13 protein-coding genes and 1 pseudogene are annotated in these 21711 nt (G+C 72.7%); 4 read left to right on the top strand and 10 right to left on the bottom strand.

The features are described from left to right. Positions 1–3: 3 nt before the first annotated feature. Together darT and darG are read left to right on the top strand one after the other, a co-directional pair. Positions 4–690, top strand: coding sequence for a type II toxin-antitoxin system toxin DNA ADP-ribosyl transferase DarT (gene darT / locus ACN28G_RS02490; RefSeq protein WP_421478289.1), 687 nt, complete (start codon positions 4–6; stop codon positions 688–690). After that, a complete protein-coding gene (gene darG / locus ACN28G_RS02485) occupies positions 690–1763 on the top strand; it encodes a type II toxin-antitoxin system antitoxin DNA ADP-ribosyl glycohydrolase DarG (protein WP_421478288.1) in 1074 nt (357 codons plus the stop codon). Before darT ends, darG begins: the two co-directional genes overlap by 1 nt. 217 nt (positions 1764–1980) lie before the next feature. Here the strand turns inward: darG and ACN28G_RS02480 are convergent, their stop codons facing one another. Next, entirely contained in the window at positions 1981–2250 is a 270-nt protein-coding gene (locus ACN28G_RS02480) for a helix-turn-helix transcriptional regulator (protein WP_421478287.1), read from the bottom strand. A 65-nt stretch (positions 2251–2315) separates the two neighbouring features. Here ACN28G_RS02480 and ACN28G_RS02475 point away from each other — a divergent pair, with 65 nt between their 5' ends. Next, entirely contained in the window at positions 2316–5384 is a 3069-nt protein-coding gene (locus tag ACN28G_RS02475; protein WP_421478286.1) for a DUF3427 domain-containing protein, read from the top strand. 22 nt (positions 5385–5406) lie between these two features. On the opposite strand, the gene ACN28G_RS02470 is transcribed toward ACN28G_RS02475, so the two are convergent. The 6 genes from ACN28G_RS02470 to ACN28G_RS02445 all read right to left on the bottom strand — a co-directional run bounded on the left by ACN28G_RS02470 (position 5407) and on the right by ACN28G_RS02445 (position 14413). Then, a complete protein-coding gene (locus ACN28G_RS02470) occupies positions 5407–6501 on the bottom strand; it encodes a hypothetical protein (protein WP_421478285.1) in 1095 nt (364 codons plus the stop codon). Beyond that, the gene (locus tag ACN28G_RS02465) at positions 6494–7066 is read right to left on the bottom strand and encodes a SigE family RNA polymerase sigma factor (RefSeq protein ID WP_091435019.1); all 573 of its coding nucleotides are present in this window, start codon (positions 7064–7066) and stop codon (positions 6494–6496) included. Before ACN28G_RS02465 ends, ACN28G_RS02470 begins: the two co-directional genes overlap by 8 nt. A gap of 31 nt (positions 7067–7097) precedes the next feature. Beyond that, complete coding sequence (locus ACN28G_RS02460) at positions 7098–8207, bottom strand: endo alpha-1,4 polygalactosaminidase (RefSeq protein WP_421478284.1); 1110 nt, start codon at positions 8205–8207, stop codon at positions 7098–7100. Positions 8208–8311: 104 nt separating this feature from the next. Next, on the bottom strand, positions 8312–12532 hold the full coding sequence (locus ACN28G_RS02455; protein WP_421478283.1) for an AAA domain-containing protein: 4221 nt from the start codon (positions 12530–12532) through the stop codon (positions 8312–8314). Between the two features lie 262 nt (positions 12533–12794). Further along, positions 12795–13205, bottom strand: coding sequence for a membrane protein insertion efficiency factor YidD (yidD, locus tag ACN28G_RS02450; protein WP_373868294.1), 411 nt, complete (start codon positions 13203–13205; stop codon positions 12795–12797). 65 nt (positions 13206–13270) lie between these two features. Then, complete coding sequence (locus ACN28G_RS02445) at positions 13271–14413, bottom strand: hypothetical protein (protein ID WP_091435011.1); 1143 nt, start codon at positions 14411–14413, stop codon at positions 13271–13273. A 150-nt stretch (positions 14414–14563) separates the two neighbouring features. Between ACN28G_RS02445 and ACN28G_RS02440 the strand changes: the two genes are divergently transcribed. After that, a complete protein-coding gene (locus ACN28G_RS02440) occupies positions 14564–16117 on the top strand; it encodes a gluconokinase (protein WP_421478282.1) in 1554 nt (517 codons plus the stop codon). An 11-nt stretch (positions 16118–16128) separates the two neighbouring features. Here the strand turns inward: ACN28G_RS02440 and ACN28G_RS02435 are convergent, their stop codons facing one another. The 3 genes and pseudogenes from ACN28G_RS02435 to ACN28G_RS02425 all read right to left on the bottom strand — a co-directional run. After that, positions 16129–18381 carry a putative bifunctional diguanylate cyclase/phosphodiesterase gene (locus ACN28G_RS02435; RefSeq protein ID WP_175440456.1) on the bottom strand — a complete coding sequence of 751 codons (2253 nt, stop codon included), beginning with the start codon at positions 18379–18381 and terminating at the stop codon, positions 16129–16131. A 194-nt stretch (positions 18382–18575) separates the two neighbouring features. Beyond that, complete coding sequence (locus tag ACN28G_RS02430; protein WP_091435005.1) at positions 18576–20051, bottom strand: hypothetical protein; 1476 nt, start codon at positions 20049–20051, stop codon at positions 18576–18578. A 197-nt stretch (positions 20052–20248) separates the two neighbouring features. Continuing rightward, positions 20249–21436: pseudogene (locus ACN28G_RS02425) on the bottom strand (hypothetical protein); the annotation flags it as partial. Between the last annotated feature and the right edge of the window lie 275 nt (positions 21437–21711).

Here is a 21711-nt window from a genome sequence, read left to right as displayed (position 1 = left end):
CCAATGGACTCCTCGGCCTTTGAGCCCGAGCAGGCACCGATCATGCACTTCACACACATCGACAACCTGACCAGCATCTTCGCAGGTGGACGTCTGCTTGCTGACAACATCGTCGGCAGCCAACTGACTACTGATGTGGGAGCTGTCAACATCAAATTGACTCGCCGGGTGCGTCCGGTCACCTGCCCACCGGGCGGAGTGGTAGCTGACTACGTTCCGTTCTACTTCGCGCCGCGGTCTCCGATGATGTACCGCATCGCTTGTGAGCACCGTGATGGGCGAGCGGGCTGCTACCCAGGCGGCGACGATCCGCTGGTCTATCTGGTGAGTTCCATCGATCGGGTGCGCACTGCCGGCTTGTCGTGGGTCGTGAGCGACGGCAACTGCGCTGCCGGACTCACGACGTTCTCCCGGAGCTTGGTGGAGCTTGCCGACCTCGTCGACTGGCCTCTCATGGCCGCGAGGTACTGGAACAACGTGCCGGAAGACCCGGATCGAGTCCGGCGACGGATGGCCGAACTTCTCGTTCACAAGGACTTCCCGCTCGAACTCGTCGCCGGCTACGTCGTGCGGACGGCCACGCGGGCGAGGCAGCTTCGGCAACTCCTTCGTGCTGCTGGCATCATCAGCGCGTACGTTGATGTCAGACCCGACTGGTACTACGGCTACTCACGGGAGGAGGTGCTCTGATGATCGTCATCAGCCATGGCAACCTGCTGACCGCCGACGCGGAAGCCTTGGTCAACACCGTCAACACCGTGGGTGTGATGGGCAAGGGCATCGCCCTTCAGTTCAAGCGCGCCCACCCGGCGAACTATGCGGCCTACCGGGCAGCGTGCGCCATTAATCAGGTCAAACTAGGCGAAATGTTCGTCTTCGACTCCACCCGGCTGGGCCTCCGTCGATATGTGATCAACTTTCCCACCAAGGGGCACTGGCGAGCCAACGCACGGGCTGCCGACATCCAGGAAGGGCTCGCCGACTTGGTCCGCGTGGTCCGCGAGCGCCAAATCACCTCCGTAGCGGTACCGGCACTCGGTTGCGGCAACGGCGGGCTCGACTGGCACCAGGTCCGGCCGATGATCGAACATGCCTTCGCCGAACTACCCCACGTGAGGGTGCTGCTGTTCCCCCCGGAAGGCGCACCCGACCCTGCCGATATGCCGGTCGCCACCGAGAAACCACCGTTGACCCCCGGCCGCGCCGTGTTGCTACGAGCCATCGAGCGTTACCTAGAACGCGCTCAAGTTCTTGAGCCTCGCGACGGCGTGACCATTCTGGAGATCCAGAAGATCGCCTACTTCCTGCAGGTTCTTGGGCAACCACTTCGCTTGACCTTCGGAAGAGGGCGGTACGGCCCATACGCGGAGAATCTCAACCATGTCCTCGACCGCCTTGAAGGCCATTACTTAACCGGTTTCGGCGATAGATCCGCCCGCGTCGAAGAACTTCGGCCAATCCAATTAGTCGATGGCACGGCAGAGAATCTTTCATCCTGGTTCAACGAGCACTCCTCGCCCGATGAAGTACTGGATCGACTGGCTGGGATCGTTAATGGTTTCGAGACGCCCTACAGCCTCGAACTGCTCGCCACCGTGCACTTTGCCGCAGAGTTGCCACCTCCAACCATGGACCTTGATGCGCTAGTCAAGCGGGTTCAGGTATGGAGTGGCCGCAAAGCACGGCTCTTCACTCCGTCCCACATCAGGCTTGCGCATGACCAACTCCGGAAGACGGGCCTCTTGGCAACCGCAGGCGTCTAAGGTGTTGACATTGATCGATTCGGTTGTTGCCAATGCAAACTGGCCCGATCCCGATTTGCCCGCAAAGTCGTCGGTTGTGACGACTGGGTAGCGCCCCGGGGAGCTGCTGTCACATATGTTCCACAACAACCAAATTGTTGTCCCACGCACCCGCCCGAGACCACTGCAACGAGGAAGCTGTCGCCTCCCGACCGGGGCGCTCGCAATTCCGCCGGACTCAGCGTACGAAGCGGATGTCCAGTCTTCTGCCCAGTGCACCCGCCAGGCGGAGGAGGACGGGCAGGGTCGGCACCGTGCCGCCGACCTCGAACCGGGCGACAGTGGACTGGGTCATGCCGGCGGCGTGGGCGAGCTGGGTCTGACTCCAGCCGCGCCGCAGCCGCAACTGCCGTACCTCGTCACCGAGTTCGACGGCGACCCGGGTGGCGTCGTCCGTCCCGACAACTGCCGGCGCTGCCCTCCGTTGACCACGCAACTCAGTGCTCATCGCAGCGATGCTATCCGGCGCGCCGAGGGCAACGCGGAACGGTGCTCGCTGGGTAACCTGCTGCGGTGACGGATCTTGGGCCGGGCATTCACGAACACCTGATCACCCGGCAGCTCGCCACCCGGCTCCAACGGATCGACCCCGACCTCATCCAACGGGCCCAGCTCGACCCCGCCGACGCGCCCGACCTGCTCGCTCGGCACCTCGCCGGCCTCGCTCGTCGCGCCATAAACGCTGTGCCCGCCGGTGACGACCGGTTGCTGCGGCAGGTCGAGGTGGCCAACCGGATCGCCGAGCACATCGTCGCCCTCGACCCGGCCGCCGACGACGACGCGCACGACGAGATTGTCGACGCCCGGAACCTGCTGCACGCGATCGCCGCCCCGCCGGTCCCGCCCGCCGGGCCGCGCTTCCCGCCGCGCCCGGCCACCCCGCTCTCCACCGGTGCGCTGCTGGTCAACGGCCGGCACCAGCCCCGGATCGGCCACGAGATCAACCACGAGCTGGCCTCCGCCGAGAGTGTCGACCTGCTCTGCGCGTTCATCAAGTGGGCCGGCGTACGCACCGTCGAGCCGGCGTTGCGCGAGCTGCGGGAGCGGGGTGGCCGGATCAGGGTCATCACCACGACCTACCTCGGCGCGACCGACCAGCGGGCGCTGGACCGGCTGGCCGACCTCGGGGCCGAGATCAAGGTGTCGTACGAGACCAGGACCACCCGGCTGCACGCCAAGGCCTGGCTGTTCCGCCGGGGCAACGGCCTGACCACGGCGTACGTCGGATCGAGCAACTTGTCTCGGACGGCGCTGCTGGACGGGCTGGAGTGGAACGTCCGGATCTCCAACGTGGAGCAGCGGCACGTCATCGACACCTTCACCGCCACCTTCGAGGACTACTGGCACGATCCGGCGTTCGAGACCTACGACGCCGGTCGGGACGCCGAGCGGCTCCGGGTGGCGCTGCGCGGGGAGCGGGCCGACGAGGCACCTACCGAGATCGCCAACCTGGATGTGCGGGCGTACCCGTACCAGGCGGAGATCCTGGCCGACCTGGACGCGGAGCGGCAGGTGCACGGCCGGCACCGCAACCTGGTGGTGATGGCGACCGGTACCGGCAAGACGATCGTGGCCGCGTTGGACTACCGGCGACTGCGCCGGGCCGGGACGGTGGACTCGCTGCTCTTCGTGGCGCACCAGGAGCAGATCCTGCGGCAGAGCCGGTCGACGTTCCGGCAGGTGATGGCCGACGGCAGCTTCGGCGAGCTGCTGATCGGCGGGAAACGACCCGAGCAGGCGCGGCACGTCTTCGCCTCGATCCAGTCGCTGCACCGGCGGGAGTTCGACCCCGGGGCGTACGACATGGTGATCGTGGACGAGTTCCACCACGCGGAGGCCCCGACGTACGCCGGATTGTTGGAGCGGCTGACGCCGCGCGTACTGCTGGGGTTGACCGCGACGCCGGACCGGACCGACGGCGGTGACGTGCGGCGGTGGTTCGGCGGGCGGTCGGCGGCGGAGCTGCACCTGTGGGATGCCCTGGAGCGGCAGCTGCTCGCCCCGTTCCAGTATTTCGGGCTGCACGACGACACCGACCTGTCGCACCTGCGGTGGAAACGCGGGCACGGGTACGACCGCGCCGAGCTGGACAGCCTCTACACCGCCGACCACGCGCGGGCGCGGATCATCCTGACCTCGGTTCGCGACACCGTGGACGTGACCCGGATGCGGGCGCTCGGCTTCTGCGTCAGCATCGGGCACGCCGAGTTCATGGCGGACTGGTTCAGCCGGCACGGCGTACCGTCGGCGGCGGTGACCTCGCGGGTGGAGCCGGCCGCCCGGCAGGGGTTGTTGCGGGACTTCAAGGCCGGGAAGCTGCGGGTGCTCTTCACTGTCGACCTGTTCAACGAGGGCGTCGACCTGCCGATGGTGGACACGATCCTGATGTTGCGGCCCACCGAGAGCGCGACGATCTTTCTCCAGCAGCTCGGTCGGGGGCTGCGGCTGGACGACGACAAGGCCTGCCTGACGGTGCTGGACTTCATCGGCGGCCAGCACGCCAACTTCCGGTTCGACCTGCGCTGGCGGGCGTTGACCGGGGTGAGTCGGCGGGCCGTCCGGGAGGCCGTCGAGCAGGACTTCCCGTCGCTGCCCAGCGGCTGCCACATCCAGCTGGACCGGGTCGCCAAGGAGGTGGTCCTGGCCAACCTGAAGACGGCACTGCCGACCTTCCGCCGGAACCTGGTCGCCGAGCTGCGGCAGCTCAAGGACGCCACGCTCGCCGAGTTTCTCGCCGAGACCGGGTGGGAGGTCGAGGACGTGTACCGGTCAGCCGCGCTGGGTGGGTGGACCGGGCTGCGGCGGGCCGCCGGCCTGCCCGTGCCGGCGGCCGGGCCGGACGACACCACGCTCGGACGGGCGATCGGGCGGATGCTGCACCTGGACGACGTCGACCGGCTCGACCTGCTGGCCCGGGTCGCCGCCGGGCAGCGCCCACCGGCCGACGACCGGCTCTGGGACCTGCTGCACTTCGACCTGTGGGGGCCGAACGCGCCGTTGACCTCGCGGGACGAGCGGCTGGCCCGGTTGTGGGCGGAGCCGGCCCGTTGCGTCGAGTTGCGCCAGGTCGCCGAGGTGCTGCGGGACCGGATCCACCGGGTCAGCGTGCCGTCGGGGCTGTTGCGGGTGCACGCCCGGTACAGCCGCAACGAGGCGTGCGCGGCGTTCGGGATGACCAACCCGGGGTCGCTGCGCGAGGGGGTGAAGTGGCTGCCCGACGTCCGCGCCGACCTCTTCTTCGTCACCCTGGTCAAGGCGGCACAGCACTACTCCCCCACCACCATGTACGCCGACCGGGCGATCACCGAGACGCTGTTCCAGTGGGAGTCACAGAGCACCACCTCGGCGGCGTCGAGCACCGGGCAACGGTACGTCCACCATGCTGAGCGTGGGTCGAGTGTGCACCTGTTCGTCCGGGAGTCCCGGGTACCGGACCGGGACCTCGGCGCACCGGCGTACCTGTACGCGGGTCCGATGACGTACCGGGGGCACACCGGGGACCGGCCGATGCGCATCCTCTGGGAGCTGGCGTACCCGTTGCCGGCCGAGACGTACGCTGCCGCCCGCGCCATCGCCGCGTAGGGCCGGGTCGCCTGGCCATGGCTCACTCCGGGTCGGAGCGGTCCAGGATGCGTACCCCGGTGGCGTAGCGCAGCAGGTCGGCGTCGCTGATGGTGAGGCCGTTGCCGACGGTGATCTCCAGGGTGGCCTGCCAGTTGGTGACGTCGACCGCGAGGGTGACCCGGCCGTCCCGGCGGGTGAGCACCGCGTCGTCGCCGTTCACCCGCTGGTTGACGCCGGTGAGCTGCCGTCGCTCCCGCAGCACGGTGCTCAACCCGTCGGTGCCCGGTGCCGAGCCCGGGGCGCGGAAGGTCATCCGGGACCTGGTCACGGTGTCGGTGACCAGGTCGGCGGGGCTGCGGGCCAGCTCGAACGGCGGCAGTACGGCGATCGACGCGGCCGACAGCGACTCGGCGAGCGCCACCACCTCGGCCGGGGTGTACGTGTCGTCGGTGGCCAGCTGGATCCACCGGTTCGACGACTCCCGCCAGTAGAGGGTGAGCTGCTTGGCGGGGCGTACGTCGACGGTGCGCAGGGTGCCGGCCTGGCCGCGTACCCGGATCTCCTGCTCGGAGGCGGCTGAGCCGGCGGGGAAGGTCGGTCGGCGGGCCGAGACGGTGACCGTGACGTCGGCCTCGTGCCAGTCGGTGGTCTCGAAGAAGCCGACCAGGTCGCCGTCGGACATCGAGGCCACCGGGGTCTGCCGGTGCGCGGCGGCGGGTAGCGTGTACGGGAACCTCGGGGCGGACCAGCCGTCGGTGAGGGTGACCGCGCGGGTGGCCGGGACGGTGCCGCGCGGTGGGGTCGAGCCGGTGGCCGACGGCGCGGGTGTGGTGCGCTCCGGTCGCGCGCTGGTCGTGGCCGGCGGCGGGGTCGGGGTGGGGGTGACCGGTGGGGCGGTGACCGGTGGTACGACGTCCAGCGGCGGTCCGACCGGGTCGGGGCCGGTGGTGAGCACCGACAGCGCCGGGAGGCCGACGGCCAGCACGGCCGCGGCGGCGGTCAGCCGGGTGGCGATCCGGCGGCGGTGGTACCGGCGGGAGCGTCGGTGCACCGTGTCCAGCAGGCCGGCGTCGGTGGGCGCGCGGTCGTCGGCCCCGCGCAGCGTCTCGGCGAGCAGGCGGTCCAGCTCATCCATCGCCGCTCACCCCCGCCTCGCCGAGTATGGTGCGCATCCGGGCGAGCGCGCGGGACGCCTGGGACCGGACCGTCGACTCGCCGCAGCCCAGCAGCGTGGCGATCTCGTCGTCGGGCAGGTCGCAGTAGAAGCGTAGGACGAGCACGGCCCGCTGCGAGCGGGGCAACCCGGCCAGCAGCTGCCACATGTGGGCGCGGGCCAGCACCCGGTGCTGGGGCTCGTCGGGGCCGACCGGCTCGGGCACCTCGGCGAGGACGGCCTCCCGGGAGGCCCGCCGCCGACGCCAGGACAGGAACTGCCGCACGATCGCCGCACGCACGTACGCCTCGGGGTGGTGCATCGCGGTGACCTTGTCCCAGCGCCGGTGCATCCGGGCCAGCACCTCCTGGACGATGTCCTCGGCCAGGTGCGCGTCTCCGCAGAGGACGTAGGCGAAGCGCAGCAGCGCCCGTCCGCGCCCCTGCACGAACTCGTCGAAGTCCGCCGGCTGACCGGTGTGGACAGCGCCGACCTCGCGGGTGGCGGCACGCCGGAGATCTCCGGGCCCGGGGCGGGCACCGGAGATCTCGGCGGCGTCGCGGAACAGGGACAGGGGCTCAGCAGGCCTTCCGGACGTACGACCGCGAGCCCGGGGTGGTGACGTCGAGATCGCGCAGCACGACCGAGAGCGTACTGCCGTGTGAGCGGCACGCCTTGGTGTAGCCGCTCTCGGTGTACTCGATGACGATCACGTGGTTGCCGTACGTGGCGGTGTAGGCGTCGCACTCGTTCCAGGTGGCGCACTCCTCGGCGACGGCGAAGTCGAAGCCGGCCTTACGGGCGTCGGCGGTGCTCAGCTCGGCGAGGTTCTTCTGGGCCACGGCGAGGCCCTTGCTGTGGGCGTACGCGCTCAGCGACGCCGCGTACGACACGGCCTGCGCCCGGGTCAGCAGACCCTTGGAGCGGGTGTACGAGTCGAGGTTGTCCGGCTCGATGGCCTTGAACCCCTTGCTGGCGCACGTGTCGATCCAACCGCCGACGATCCGGGTGAGCGCGGTGCGCTTGGCCTCGGTGGAGAAGTCCAGCATCAGCTCGTCCCAGTCCTCGTCGACCACCAGGTTGCCGTTGGCGTCGCGCAGCAACAGGTTCGGGTGGTTGGTCTTCCACCACGACTCGGCGCCGGGCTGGGCCTGGAAGGCGTTGACGTAGCAGATGTTGTAGATCCCGGCGGCCGGGCTGGCCTCGCTGTCCCGGCTGACCACAGTGACCCCGCTCGGCGGCGCGTACGCCCCGCCGATCTGGTAGTCGAAGTTGGCGTTGGCCGGCGGCGGCGCCCAGGCGGCGGTCGTACCCGCTCCCTTACGGACCGGGGCGGAGGTCCGCGGCGGGGCGGTGGCCGGGGCGGCCGGTTTCGGCGCGGCCGACGAGGGCGCGACCGTGGTGGCCGGGGTCGTGGCGGTGGGCGTCGCGGTCGTCGCCGGTGCCGGCGCGGCCGAGGCCGGCGAGTCGGTCGGGGTCGTGCTCTGCGTCGCCCCCGGGGCCGGTGCGGCGGTGCTGCCGGCCGCCTCGGTCGGCGTGCTGGAGGTGGGTGCCGGCTGCTGCTGGCCGCGCCCCCACCAGTCCTGTCGGCCACTCGCGCCAGCGGCGCCGATGCCGACACCGAGGGCGATGGTGACGGCGGCCGTCACCGCCAGCCCGGCCCTGGTCCGCCTGCGGTTGAATCCCATCGAATGGTGCTCCTAGCGCGTGTGGGGACAACTCCTCCCCCTCAACGCGGTGGACCACCGTGGCTGCTGCCACCAAAATGGAACAACTTTGCGTTGTCGGACATTCACCCCGGGTGTGCGGCGGCGTCGACCACAGTCGACGCCGCGGAGCCCACCGCCGTGATGCCGAGTTCCTCGATGCGCTGCCACAGTGGCTCCAGGGCCGCATCCGGGTCCCGGCTGAAGACGCTGCCCCGGATCCGGACGAAGACGCAGTTGCCGACCCGCTCCAGCACCGCCTGCCGGCGCATGTCGCTCTCCCACTGGTCCGGGCCGTGGTACGCGTCGCCGTCACACTCGACAGCCAGCCGGCGGCCGTCCGGGGCGGGCAGCACGAAGTCGATCCGGTACCCGCCGATGCGGAACTGCGGCAACGGACGGTGGCCCCGGCGCAGCAGGCGGCGCAGCACCTCGCGTTCGAAGTCGCTGTCGCAGCGCTGTTCGAGCTGCCCGTAGCTCTCCTCCGCCCCGGTGGCCTGCTGGCAGTAGGTAAGCAGCAGACCCCGGGCGTCGTCGGCGCGCAGGTCGGCGGGCTGCACCGAGTGGAAGACCCAGAGCTGGTCGCGCGCCCGGGAGGCGGCCACGTTGACCCGCCGGTGGTGGTCGCGTTTGGTGAAGGCGGCGACCGGGCCGTTGTGCGCCGAGACCACCGTCGACACCAGCACGACGTCGCGTTCGTCGCCCTGGAAGGTGTACGGGTCACCGACGCGCAGCCGACGCCGCTCCATCTCCTCCTCGCCGACGGTCTCCCGGATCCGGGACAGCAGGTACAGCGCCTGTCCGCTGGTGCTGAGCAGGCTCACCACGCCGATGCTCCGGCCGGCGTACGCCGGGTCGGCGACGATCGCGGCCACCCGGGTGACCAGCGCCTCGGCCTCGGCGACGTTGACGTTGCCGTACGTCGGCAGGTCCTGGCGGATGCCCTCGGGGACGTACACGGCGGTGACCGGGTCGCCGATGCCGGCCGGCCGGTCGGTACGCAGCGGCTCGATCTCACCGCCGTAGTAGGTGTCGCTGGAGAAACCGATGATCGCCGGCACCGAGCGGAAGTGCTCGGTGAGCAGGATCCGCTCCGGCGAGCGGCGCACCGCGTGGTCGTAGAGACTGCTCTCCGGGTCGAAGTGCTCCGCCGAGGGCACGTCGGTCAGGTGCGCGTCGATCAGGTTGGTGACCGTACCGACGAAGGAGAGCTGCGGACCGATCTGCTGGTCGTCGCCGACCACCACGGCCCGCTCGGCGAGGCTGAGCACGGGCAGCGCGAAGAGGTCGGCCTGGGACGCCTCGTCGACGATCACCACGTCGAAGCGGGCCCCGCCGGCGAACTGCTCGATCGCCCGGTCGATCGACATCACCCAGACCGGTACGGCGTCCACGGCGGCCGTCATCGCCTTCTGCGCGTGTGCCTGCCACTGGGCGGCGTTGCGGCCGGTGCCCTTGCCGATCTTGCGTAGCGCGGTGGTCCAGTCGGCCAGCGCGGCCCGCCGCCGGTCGTCCAGGGCCAGCGACACCTCCAACCAGGCCGAGGCGACCACGAGTTCCCGGGTGAGCTGCCGGATCCGCTCCCGGCTGCGGTCGACCCGACGGCCCACGGCGACCGGATCCACGCTGCCCACCACGCTGTCGAACCAGCTCTGCGCCTGCCGCCACTGCCAGCGGCGCAGGCAGTCCGCGCCGGTGCCGGGCGGGATCGCGGAGCCGTCGTCGAGCTGTGCGGTCCACCCCGGAGCGACCGGGCGCAGCCGGTCGGTGAGCTGGGCGAAGCGCAGCGCCGCCGGGCGCAGCGCGGCGAGCCGGCGTACCTCGTCGACCAGGGTGTCCCAGCCGGCCAGGTCGGCCCGCTGGCGGCTCTGGTCGAGCAGCCGCCACAGCTCGCTGGCCTCGGGGTGCACCATGCCGGCCTGCAACAACGCGTCGAGCTGCCGTTCCTCGGCGACCAGCCGGTCGTGGACGAAGACGTCCGCGCACCTGTCGACCACGTCCTCCAGGGCCGCCAACCGATGTACGTCGACGGTGCGCTCCACCCGGGGCAGCAGCCGGCGCAGCTCGGCCAGCAGGGTGGGCCAGCGGCGGCGGTCCCAGTCCAGGGCGGTGGCCGCGGCGGTGAGCAGCTGCCCGCTCCAGCGCTCCGGCTGGTCGTCCAGGTCGGCCAGGTCGAGGGTCTGCCGCCACTCGTCCCAGCGGGTGGTCAGCTCCCGTTGCAGCCGGCGGCTGGTCACGTAGGCGACGACCATGTCCACGTCGTCGACGCCGCGCAGGACCTCGCCGTCGATCCGGCACTCGCCGGCGACCCGGGCCAGGGTGGCCTGGAAGACCTTGTGCACGCCCTTGCCGGCGGCGAAGCGTTGACGCAGCTCGCCGAGTTGCGCCAGGAGCCGGCGCGGCTCGGTCAGGTGGGCCTCGAAGACGGTCACCTGGTGCCCGGCGATGACCCGGGCGGCCTCGGCCAGCTCGGCCAGCACCCGCTCGCAGGCGTCGACGTGGTCCTCCCACCGGGCCCGCCAGTTGGGGTCGGCCTGCAGGAGGGTGGCCAGCCGGTCGGTCCAGGCGCCCTCCCGGTCGGCGAGCAGGGCCATCGCCTCCCGCAGCTGCCCGCCCAGCTCCGCCAGGCCGGCCCGGCCGAACTCCCGGACCTCCGGCAGGACCACCCCCGCGGCGGCGAGGTGGTCCAGCTCGGCGCGGACCTCGGCCAGCTCCTCGCGGTCGGCCAGCACCGTCGCCGCGTCCGGCAGCTCGGCCACCGTCGGCAGGTGCCGCACCGCCTGGGTCCGGTCGGCCCGCCGGGTACGCCGGGCGAGGTCGAGCAGGTCGGTGAACTCCTCGACGGTCAGCGGGGCGTCGAGGTCGGCCGGGACCGCGTCGGGCAGGTCGCCGTAGCGGTCGGCACGCTCGCGCAGCCAGGTGCCGACGTCGCTGGGGGAGAGCCGGATGCCGTCGATCTCGTACTGGGCGGACTCGTTCTCCGCCATGGTGCGCAGACCGGCGAGCGCCTGCCCGAGGTCCCGTTCGGCCTCCGCCAACTGTCGCCGCAGCCGGTCGACCCGCTGCTGCTCGGCGCGCCGGTCCAGGGTGGCCCCCCGGTCGGACAACTCCCGGGCGGCCAGCTGCAGCTGCACGAGCTGGTCGGTGGAGCGGCCGAGCACGGCCAGGCAGAGCGACTGGATCTCCGGCGGCAGACCGTCGCGCAGGACCCGCAACGGGTCCTCCTTCTGCGCCACCACCAGCACCCGCTTGCCGTGGGCCATCAGGTGGCAGATCAGGTTGCGGATGGTGTGCGTCTTGCCGGTGCCCGGCGGGCCCTGCACGGCGACGTTACGGTGCTCGGCGAGGCGACGGGCGATGGACTCCTGGGCCTCGTTGGTGGGCAGCGGCATCAGCAGCCGCTCCCCCAGCGGCTGCCAGCGCTCCGGCTGGTCCTGCGGCATCCGCAGCCGGCTCGGCTCGTGGGCCAGGATCGCGGCCAGCGCCCCGATGCTTGTGGTGTCGCCGGCCAGCAGCCGGGACCGCAGCTCCTCCAGGAACCGGCGCAGCATCCGCTGCCGGGGCCGCACGAAGAGCACCCCGGTGTCGTGCACGTGCGGCCCGGTCGGGGCCGGCGCGTCGATGTCGCGCACCACCGGATCGTGGCCGAGCCGACGCAACGCCCGCTCGAAGAACTCCCGCCGGTCGAGGTCGTTCCAGACGTCGAGGTCGAGCTGCCCACCGGCACCGGCCAGGGCCAGCAGCTGACCGAGGTACCGCTGGTCGAGGCCGGTCAACGGGTCGGTCTGCAGGCGGGCGGCCCCCTGCGGCACCACCCGGACCATCGACCGGTCGGCGTCGTACTCGATGGCCACCGGGGTCACCACCAGCGGGTACCGCACCTGGTGGCCGGCGACCTCGGTGCGCAGGATCCCGTGGCCCCAGACCAGCTCGTGACTGCCGGCGCTCATGTCGACCCGGTGCTTCAGGTCGAAGAGGCTACGGTGCAGCTCCCGCACCTGGTCGATGCGCTGGGCCTGCTCGTCCGGGTCGACGGGGGTGTCCTGGTCGGCTTCGCCGGCCGGGTGGGCGGGGGCGGCGGGCAGGCCGACCCGTAGCCAGCTCACCCCGTCGGGGTCCGCCCCGACCTCGCAGTCGACGTGCCCGGGCAGGCCGTGCTGCCAGTACGCATCGGCCGTCGGCACCGTCCGGGCCGGCTTCTCCTGCTGGGCGCGGACGGCCATCAGATAGTCGACCAGGGAGGTGACCCGGTCGAGGATCAGCGACGGCGACTCGGTGGCGGAGACCACGGTGGAGCGGGAGAGCATGGGACACCTTTGGCTGGCTGCGACGATGCAACGTGGGGATCAGCTAACCGACCATTGCGCCTCTTGATCCTCCCACCGATGATCCTCGAACCCTACCGGCCGCCTCCCACTGGCGGGAGACCCAGATGAGCAGTTCGGTAGCCGAGCGGGCCAAGGGCTGTGTGGTCGACGCCGAGCGCAGGTCACCCTTCGGACGCGGACAAGATACTGGCAGGAAAGTGCCCCTCCGAGGGCCGATTTCTTCCAAGATCCTCCAGGCCGGTCAAGGCGAGGGAGCCACCGGATCGTGGGTACCCGGCGGCACCGGATCATGGGTGCCGAGTGGCACCGGTGGACGGCAACGGCGCAGCCGGTCGGCCGCCATCCGGCCGCCCACCGCCAGGCCGTACCGCTCGACGGCGGTGAGGCCGTACCCGCTGCAGGTCGGGGTGAAGCGGCACCGGCCGGGCCAGCGGTGCGACAGCCAGCGCCGGTAGCCGCCGATCGCGGCCCGGCCGGCCCGGTCGACCAGGGGCGCCCGGGTGACCTGGGCGGTGGCCGCGCCGAGGGTGAGCAGGAAGGAGAAGAGTCCGAAGTCGCAGCAACCCGGGCCGTCGCAGTTCGGGCTGTCGCAGCTCGGGCCGGCACAGTCGCAGTAGTCCCGCTTGCGGTTGCGTTGGATCACGCCAGACATCATGGAACAGCCGCGCCACCCCGGCTCAGCTGCCCTTGAGCGGGCTCGGGACCTCGGCTACCGGCTCAGGAGTGCAGGGTACGGCGGACGCCCCGGTGCAGGTCGCAGGCGTCCGGTTGGCCGCCGGAGCGGCTGAACGAGCCGTCACGGCACTGCACCAGGTAGCCCCGGCCGTCCTGGAAGTCCTGGCCACAGGAGAACCAGTCGCAGAACTCGGTGGCGGGCGTCCAGATCTGCTGGCCGTCGCAGAAGTCGTACCCGAAGGGGTTGCGGGGTGCGCCGCAGAACCGGTCCCGGGGCGACGGGGTCGCGGTGCCGCCGCCGGTGGCCCGGCGGGGCTTCGGTGACCGGGTCCGGGTCGGCGAGGTGGCGGGCCGCGCCGTCGCCGCCACCGGCGCGGCGACCTCGCCGGTGGCGGCGACGGCAGCCTGGGTGCCGGTCGGGCCGGGTGGGTCGGAGTCGACAAGCACGGCGGGTATCAGCAGCAGTCCGGCCGCTGCCGCCGCCACGGTCCGCCGGCCGCCGGGTACCCGCGCGGTGAACTGGGCCTGCGCCGGGGTGACGATCTCGGGACGGAACGGGCGTACCTGGTCGTGTTCGGCGATCAGCTCGTCGAGCTGCGCGACGACGGCCGGACCCTGCTCGATCACGTCGGCGAAGGCCAGGGTCAGGGTGAGCCGGAACTCGGCGACGGTGGCCGGCGGCAGCAGCAGCCCGGAGGCCGGCCGCCGGTCCAGCACCTGGATCAGGGTCACCGGTGCCGCCGGGTCGTGCGCCAGGCCGCTGATCCGGCCGTACGCCCAGTCGCGGCGGCCCCGGCCGCCGAGCAGCACCAGCCGGTGGTTGGTGATCACGGCCAGGCCGGTGTCGAGCACCCGCAGGCCGTCGGGGCGGCGCGGGCGCGGCCGGGCGCCGGAGACCGGGACGGACAACTCCGGGGCCGGCAGCACCGCCGAGTGCCGGCTCTCGACCAGCTGCGCGGCCGGCGCCACCCAGTGCACCCGCTCGTCGCTGTCGAGTTCCAGCGGCAGGCCGGGTGCGGCCGTGGCGGCGGCCCGGAACCCGAGCGCCGCCGCGCGCATGCGCCGCAGCTCCTCGTCGCGCCGTCGCCAGGTCAGCTCGGCATCACGGTACGCCTGCCGCAACCGGTCGTTCTCCCGGTGCGCCCAGCGGTACCGCCAGGTACCCGTCGAATCAGTCCTCGCCATGCCGACTCCTCCGCCGTGCAGGCCACCAATCTGGGGTGTCGCCCTGGTCAACGAGTGGCAGACGGAGAGTTGTCAACCCGCAGGGGGTAAATCATCCGATCGAATGATAAATTCGCGCCGGACTCGGCGCGGGAGTCAGGGGGTGCGCGCGTGGGAGGCTCCGCAGCCGACCGACCGGTGGTGATCGGCGTCGACATCGGCACCACCAGCACCAAGGCGGTGGCCTACGACACCGACGGGCGGCAGCTCGGCAGCCACGCGGTCGGTTACCCGCTCGACGCGCCCCGGCCCGGTCACGCCGAACAGGACTTCGAGCTGATCCACGCCGCCGTGCTGGAGACCGTCCGGGTGGTCGTCGCCGGGCTGGCCCGGCCGGTCGCCGGGTTGTCGTTCAGCTCGGCGATGCACAGCCTGATCGGCCTCGACGTACACGGCGAACCGCTGACCCCCGTGCTCACCTGGGCCGACTCGCGCGCCAGCGGGCAGGCCGAACGGCTGCGCGCCGGGGCCAACGCGCTGGCCCTGCACCGCCGGACCGGCACCCCCGTGCACCCGATGGCCCCACTGCCCAAACTGGTCTGGTACGCCGAGCAGAAGATCCGGCTCTTCGAGCAGGTCGCGCACTGGGTGGGCAGCAAGGACCTGGTCCTGCGGCGGCTCTGCGGTGAGCTGGTCACCGACCACTCGCTGGCCTCCGGCACCGGGCTGTTCGACATCCACCGGCTGGCCTGGGACCCGGAGGCGCTGGGCATCGCCGGCATCACCGAGGCACAGCTGCCCCGGCTGGTCCCCACCACCGGTGTGCTGCCCGGCCTCACCCCGGCGGCGGCCCGCGCCACCGGACTGCCGGCCGGCACCCCGGTGGTGGTCGGCGCCGGTGACGGCCCGCTGGCCAACCTGGGTCTCGGCGCGGTCCGCCCCGGCGTGTTGGCCTGCTCCATCGGCACCAGCGGCGCGTTGCGGGTGATGGTGGAGCAGCCCGCCGTCGACCCGCTCGGCGGGGTGTTCTGCTACGCGCTCACCGAACGACGCTGGGTGGTCGGCGGCGCGATCAACAACGGCGGCATCGTGCTCGGCTGGACCGGCGACGCGCTCGCCCCCGACCTGGGCGAGCAGCCCGAGGAGGAGCTGCTGGCGCTGGCCGCCCGCGCCCCGGTCGGCTCCGGCGGGCTGATCATGCTGCCGTACCTGCTCAGTGAGCGGGCCCCGCACTGGAGCGCGCTGCCGCGCGGGGCGTACGTCGGGCTGACCCACGGCCACCGCCGGGAACACCTGATCCGGGCCGCGCTGGAGGGGGTCTGCCAGCAGCTGGCCCTGGTGCTGCGGTCGGTGCAGGCCGCCGGCAACGAGGTACGCGAGGTGCGGGCCAGCGGCGGTTTCGCCCGCAGCCCACTGTGGCGGCAGATGCTCGCCGACGCGCTCGGTCTGCCGGTGCGCTTCCCGGCTGGGCACGAGGGGTCCAGCTTCGGCGCGGCGCTGCTGGGGATGCAGGCGCTGGGCCTGATCCCCTCGGTCGACGTGGCGGCCGACCTGGTCCGCATCGACCAGACGGTCACCCCCGACCCGGCCGCCGCCGCCACCTACGCGGCGCTGCTGCCGCTGCACGAGGAGCTGTACGAGGCGTTGCTGCCGACCTTCGGCGCGTTGCGGCGGCTCTCCCCCAACCTGCCACCGGAACCCCCACCGTCGGAGCCCCCGCAGTAGTCGCCACCCGGTCAGGCGGGCGAGCCGACGCCGGTACGGCCGCGCAGGTCGGGCAGTTCGCCGGGGCGGCCGTACCGGTAGCCCTGGCCGTGTGCGCAGCCGATCGCGGCGACCGCCGTGTGCTGCCGTTCGGTCTCCACCCCCTCGGCGACCACCGCCAGGTCGAACGCGCCGGCCAGCCGGGTGACCATCTCCACCGTCGCGTAGGCCCGGTCGTCCTCGCCGAGCCGGGTCACGAAGGACCTGTCGATCTTCAGCTCGGTGGCCGGGATCCGGTGCAGGTAGCTCAGCGACGAGTAACCGGTGCCGAAGTCGTCGATGGCGATCCGGATACCCAGCTCACGTAGCTGACGCAGCCGGTCCAGCACCACCTCGCTGCCCTCGATCAACGCCGACTCGGTCAGCTCCAGGGTGAGCGCGCCCGGGGCCAGGCCGGCGCGGGCGGTGGCGTCGGTGACCGTGGCGATCAGGTCGGAGCGGTGCAGGTGGGCGGCGGCGATGTTCACCGCCACGGTGGCCTGCGGGGCACGGCCCCGCCAGGCCGCGGCGGCCCGGCACGCCTCGTGGATGACCCACCTGTCGATCGGCAGGATCAGCCCGGTCTCCTCGGCCAACGGCAGGAACCTCGCCGGGGGCAGCATCCCCAGCCGGGGGTGCCGCCAGCGGACCAGCGCCTCGGCGCTGCCGACCGTGCCGGTGGCCAGGTCCACGATGGGCTGGAACTCCAGGCACAGCTGGTTCTCGTCGACCGCCCGGCGCAGCTCGGCGATCAGCTCCGCCCGGCTCACCGCCGACTCCCGCAACGTCGACGTGCAGGTCCGGTACGCGGACTTACCGGCCGCCTTGGCCGCGTACATGGCGATGTCAGCGTCGCGCAGCAGGTCGGTGTGCGAGGCGTGCTGCGGGCCGTACTCGGCGATGCCGATGCTCGCCGAGGGGTGCACGCCGGCCTCCTCCTCGCCGACCGAGGGACGCAGGGCCACCAGCAGCCGCTCGGCCAGCAGCTCCGGCGGGGTCGACCGGTCGCCGTCGAGCAGCACCGCGAACTCGTCGCCGCCGAGCCGGGCCACCGTGGCGTCGGCGTCCACGGCGGCCCGCATCCGGGCCGCGATGTTGGTGAGCAGGGTGTCACCGGCGGCATGGCCGAACCGGTCGTTCACCTGTTTGAAGCCGTCCAGGTCCAGCAGCAGGACGGCGACCGGGGACTCCCGACGCAGGGCCTGCCGCAGCCGCTTGTTGAACAGCAGCCGGTTGGGCAGGCCGGTGAGCTGGTCCCGGTAGGCCAACCGGCGCAGGCGACCGACCAACCGCAGGATCTCGTTGGCGGCCAACCCCTGGCGCAACGCCAGCGCGCCGAGCAGCGCCATCATGCCGTAGAAGATCACCTCGGGGGTCTGCCCGGTGCTCCGGCGGGACAGCACCACCGCGACGATCGCCCCGCCCACCGGCAGGTACGGCAGGGCCACCCGCCACCTGGCCGACAACGGGGGCTCGGTCGCCTCGTCGGCACCGTCGTCGTCGGGCGGTGGCGGATGGCGGGTGGCCGCGCCGATCAGCAGGTAACTCAACGGCCAGCAGAGATCGATCGGGTGCCCCGGCGCGTAGCTGCCCTGGGTGACGAGCCAGACGTAGAGCGCGTCGGCCATTCCCCGCACGGCCAGGCTCACCCCGATCCACGGCAACGGCCGCCACATCGGACGTCCCGGCCCGGCGACCGCGACCAGGATGGTCAACTGCATCAGGTCGAGCACCGGATAGGCCAGGCCGAGGATACGCAGTGGATAGGCGAGGTCCGCCTCGGCGATGTCCCCGTACACCACTATCCAACCGATCGGGATCAGGGCGAGCCCGACGATCACCCCGTCCAGCAACGTCCGGGCCCGGCCGAGCCCGGTGCGGGGAGCCGACCGCGGAAGGAAAAGCGCGGCGGTGCCGGTGACGATGCCGGCGGTGAAGATGGCGCCGATCAGCGGGGTGTGCGGCAGGGTGTCACCGATCAGCCGCTGCACCGTCCAGATCGACCGGCCGACACCTGACAGCACCATGGTGGCGGCCAGCAACCACCAGAACCGGCGCAGCGACGGCGGATGCCGGCGGGCCGCACCGAGGCAGGCCACCGCGGCCCAGCCGGCGACGACCACCGCGCCCAGGTCACTGGCCAGGGCCGCCTGCGGCAACCCGGCCACCAGCCAGCCCGCCTCGACGAGCAGGACCACCCCGGCCAACCACAGGCCCAGGCGAGCCGGGCGGTTCGGTGACGGCACCGGGAGACCCGGGCGGTTCGGTGACGGCACCGGCACGGATCCCGACCTCACGTCCAGGGGCAGCACAGCGGTCCGGCTCTCCCTCCTGCACACGGCGGGGACCGGTCACGGACAGCGAACGCGGTCAGCCTAGCCAGCTACCGGAGGTGCCGCCATCCCGCGATCCACATCGGACCGAGGCGGACTGTCGGAAACTACACCGGCGCCGGTGCGGCGGGCGGACCCCCGTGTGTCCAGGGGGTCTCCTCCGGCGCGGGAAACACCGGGGCGGGCAGGAACGCCTCGGACAGCGTGGTGTAGCAGAGCCGCTCCCCCACCACCGGCACGCTGCCGGCCGGCGCGGTCAACCCTCGGCCCATGCCACCGGAGAGTTCCAGCACCACCTCGGTCCGGGTGCCGTCGACCGGGGTCACGAAGACCACCCGGGCCTTCTGGCCGGGCCGGTCCGGGCAGGTCAGGGTCGCGCCGACCGGCACCAGCACCGGCTCGTCGGTGACCAGCTGGATCCGGGGACGCAGCACCGGCCGTTTTCCGCTGTCGTCCACCCGCTTCGGATCGGCCAGCCGTACCTCACCGGCGAACGCCTCGCCGGTCAGCCGGTACTCGGCCATCACCAGCGGATCGTCGTAGGCCCGCTGCACCGCGTACGAGGTCGCCGCCCGTTCCAGCCGGTGCAGTCGGGCGGCGGCGGCCACCGCCGAGTCCCGGCGCGGCTGCGGGCCACCCGAGTCGTCGAGGTGCTCGCAGAAGGCGGTGAACGCGTCCCGGTCACCGGCGAAACGCCCCGCCACCCGCGCGCCGGGCGACAACGACCGCAACAACCCCAGGCCACGCCAGGCCAGCTCCCAGGTCGGCGCGAGCTGCTCACGCAGCACCCCGACCAGCCGTTCGTACGCCGCCCGCCGCGCGTCCGGGTCGTCCTCGGCGTCGGCGTACGCGCTCATCGCCGGGGCGAGCACCCGGTTGTCGAACTCCGGATCGGTGGCCGGTCCGGCCGGCGGGCAGCGCGCCGGATCCTCGGCCCGGGCCGCCGCCGTGGGGCCGTCCGAGCCGGCCGGTGGGTCGAGCCAGCCGAGCAGCGCCGGCAGGTGCAGGTCCTCCACCGTCGACTGCCCGGTCGCCCAGTGCAGGGTCAACGCCTCGGTCAGCGCCACGGTCGCCGCCGAACCCGGATGCTCGGCCCGCTCGGCGAAGAAGGTCAGCCACTGCCCGAGCAGCGGCACCGACGGGTGCACCGGATAGTCCCCGTCGGTACGGCGGAACCGGGTGGCCCGGCCGAACAGCCGCAGGAACGTCACCCCGGCCGGGTTGGGGACCACCACCTGCGGGGCGTCGGTGTACCGGTGCCGCACGTCCCGGCCCCGGTCGACAGGTACCGCCTCGGTCGGGCCGCGGTGCTCGTCGATCCAGGGCAGCACGACCGAGGCCAGCTCGGCGGCGAAGGCGAACCGCTGGTCACGGTTGCGCGGCTGCGGCACGACCAGCAGCTTCGCCTCCTGTGGTGCCGCACCGACCAGGGCGGCCAGCGGGGCGTTCGCCTCACCCGCCAGCACCAGCGGCACCAGCACCAACGGGCGCTCGGCCAGGTGCAGGTGTCGTACCGTCGCCACCGGCTGGGCCCGCCCGGCGGCGAGCGCCTGGGCGCGGGCGAGCGCGCGCAGCGTACTCATGCGGGGTGGGGTGCGACGGCGTCACCCGGCGGCACGGGCGCGGCGGCGTCACCCGGCGGCACGGGCGCGGCGGCGCGGGGCGACTGGGGTGCGACGGTGTCGCCGGGCGACGGGGCCGGGAGGGTGTCGCCGGGCGACGGGGCCGGGAGGGTGTCGCCGGGCGACGGGGCCGGGAGGGTGTCGCCGGGCGACGGGACAGACAGGGCGTCGGCTCTCAGGCGGGCAGCGGCGCGCAGCAGGGCGGCGGCCTCGGCCTGGTCCGGCTCGGCGGTCCGCTCCCCGGCGGCCAGTGCGAGCACCTCCTCGACGGTGGCCACCCCGCCGAGCGCCTCCCGGACCGGACGCCCCAGCGAACCGGTCTGCCCGCGCGTCTCGTGCCGGCAGAAGTACGCCAGCTCGCAGCTGGCCAGGCACTCCGGGGCGTACCGGGCGTCCACCCGGCGCAGCGCGGCGGTCACCGTCGCCGGATCCGCCGCCGGGTCGGCGGTGAAGTCCGCCGGCACCCCGGCCAGCAGCGTGTCGATCCGTTCCATCCGGTCCAGTTGGCGGCGCAGCACCAGCAGTTGCTTGCGCACGTCGACCAGGCTCGCCACCGGCTGGTTGCCGAAGTCACGCGGGCAGATCAGCACCACGTCGGTGCTGACCAGCTCGGCCGGGTGCCCGGCGGCGGTGAGCAGGTCACGCAGGGCCAGCACGTAGACGGCCGACTGGATCGCGGCGGCGGCCACCTTGGCCGGATCGGCCTGCCCGTCGATCACCGGGAACGACTTGATCTCGACGACGTGCCAGCGGCCGGCGAGCCGCGCGGCGACCAGGTCGGGTTCCAGGTGCACCCGCTGCCCGGCCACCTCCAACGCCAACAGCGGATGGTCGAAGAGCGCGGCATCCGCCGCCGGGCCGGGACCGACGGTCTCGTCGTCGCGGGCCGAAGCGGACAGGCCCACGGCGGACGGGCCCGCGGCGGACGGGCCCACGGCGGACGGGCCCACGGTGGACGGGCCCACGGCGGCGAGCAGGCGGGCCCGGGAACGCCGGTGCCGGTCGGGCTGGCCGTCGCTGCCGTCACCCAGGTCGGTCCAGCTGGTCTCGGCCGGCACCGGTACGCCCAGCCGCTCGGCGACCAGCCGCAGCAGCTCCGTACCGCCGTCGGCCTTGAGCTGGGCCTCGAAGGCGTTGCCCCGGGTGATGGCGAAGCGGGACTGGCCGAACCGGGCCGGGAACCCGACCTGCTGCGCCAGGCCGGTCTTGTCCACCCCGGCGCTGTCCAGCACCGCCCGGCGGGTACAGCCCGGGTTGCCGGTGAGCGCGGCGATCGTACGGGCGTTGTGCCGCCGAGGTGGCACCCCACCCCGGATCTCGGCCAGTCGCTGCTCGGTGCTCCGCATGATCCGCCACGATAGCCGCCACCGTCGCCTGGACGCCGGACCGGCGGGGTGGGTCCGACGCCGGCCCGGACCGGCGAGGTGTGGCCACGCCGACGGAGGCGGCAGCCAGGCGGGACCGGCGGTCAGTGCTCCGGTGAGCGGTTCCAGGGCGAGCGCGGCAGCCGGTGGCCGGCCTGGGGGCGACGGGTCCGGCGGCGGTGCCGGCGGCGTGGGGTGCAGGGCGGGCGGGGCACCGAGTGGACCGGTGCCGGGGCTGCCGGTCGGCCGATCAGCCA

It is taken from the genome of Micromonospora sp. WMMA1923 (genome assembly GCF_049179195.1).
Taxonomy (GTDB): Bacteria; Actinomycetota; Actinomycetes; order Mycobacteriales; family Micromonosporaceae; genus Micromonospora; species Micromonospora yangpuensis.
Note: the sequence above shows the minus strand (reverse complement) of the source record. Positions and strands in the feature narration are given on the sequence as shown.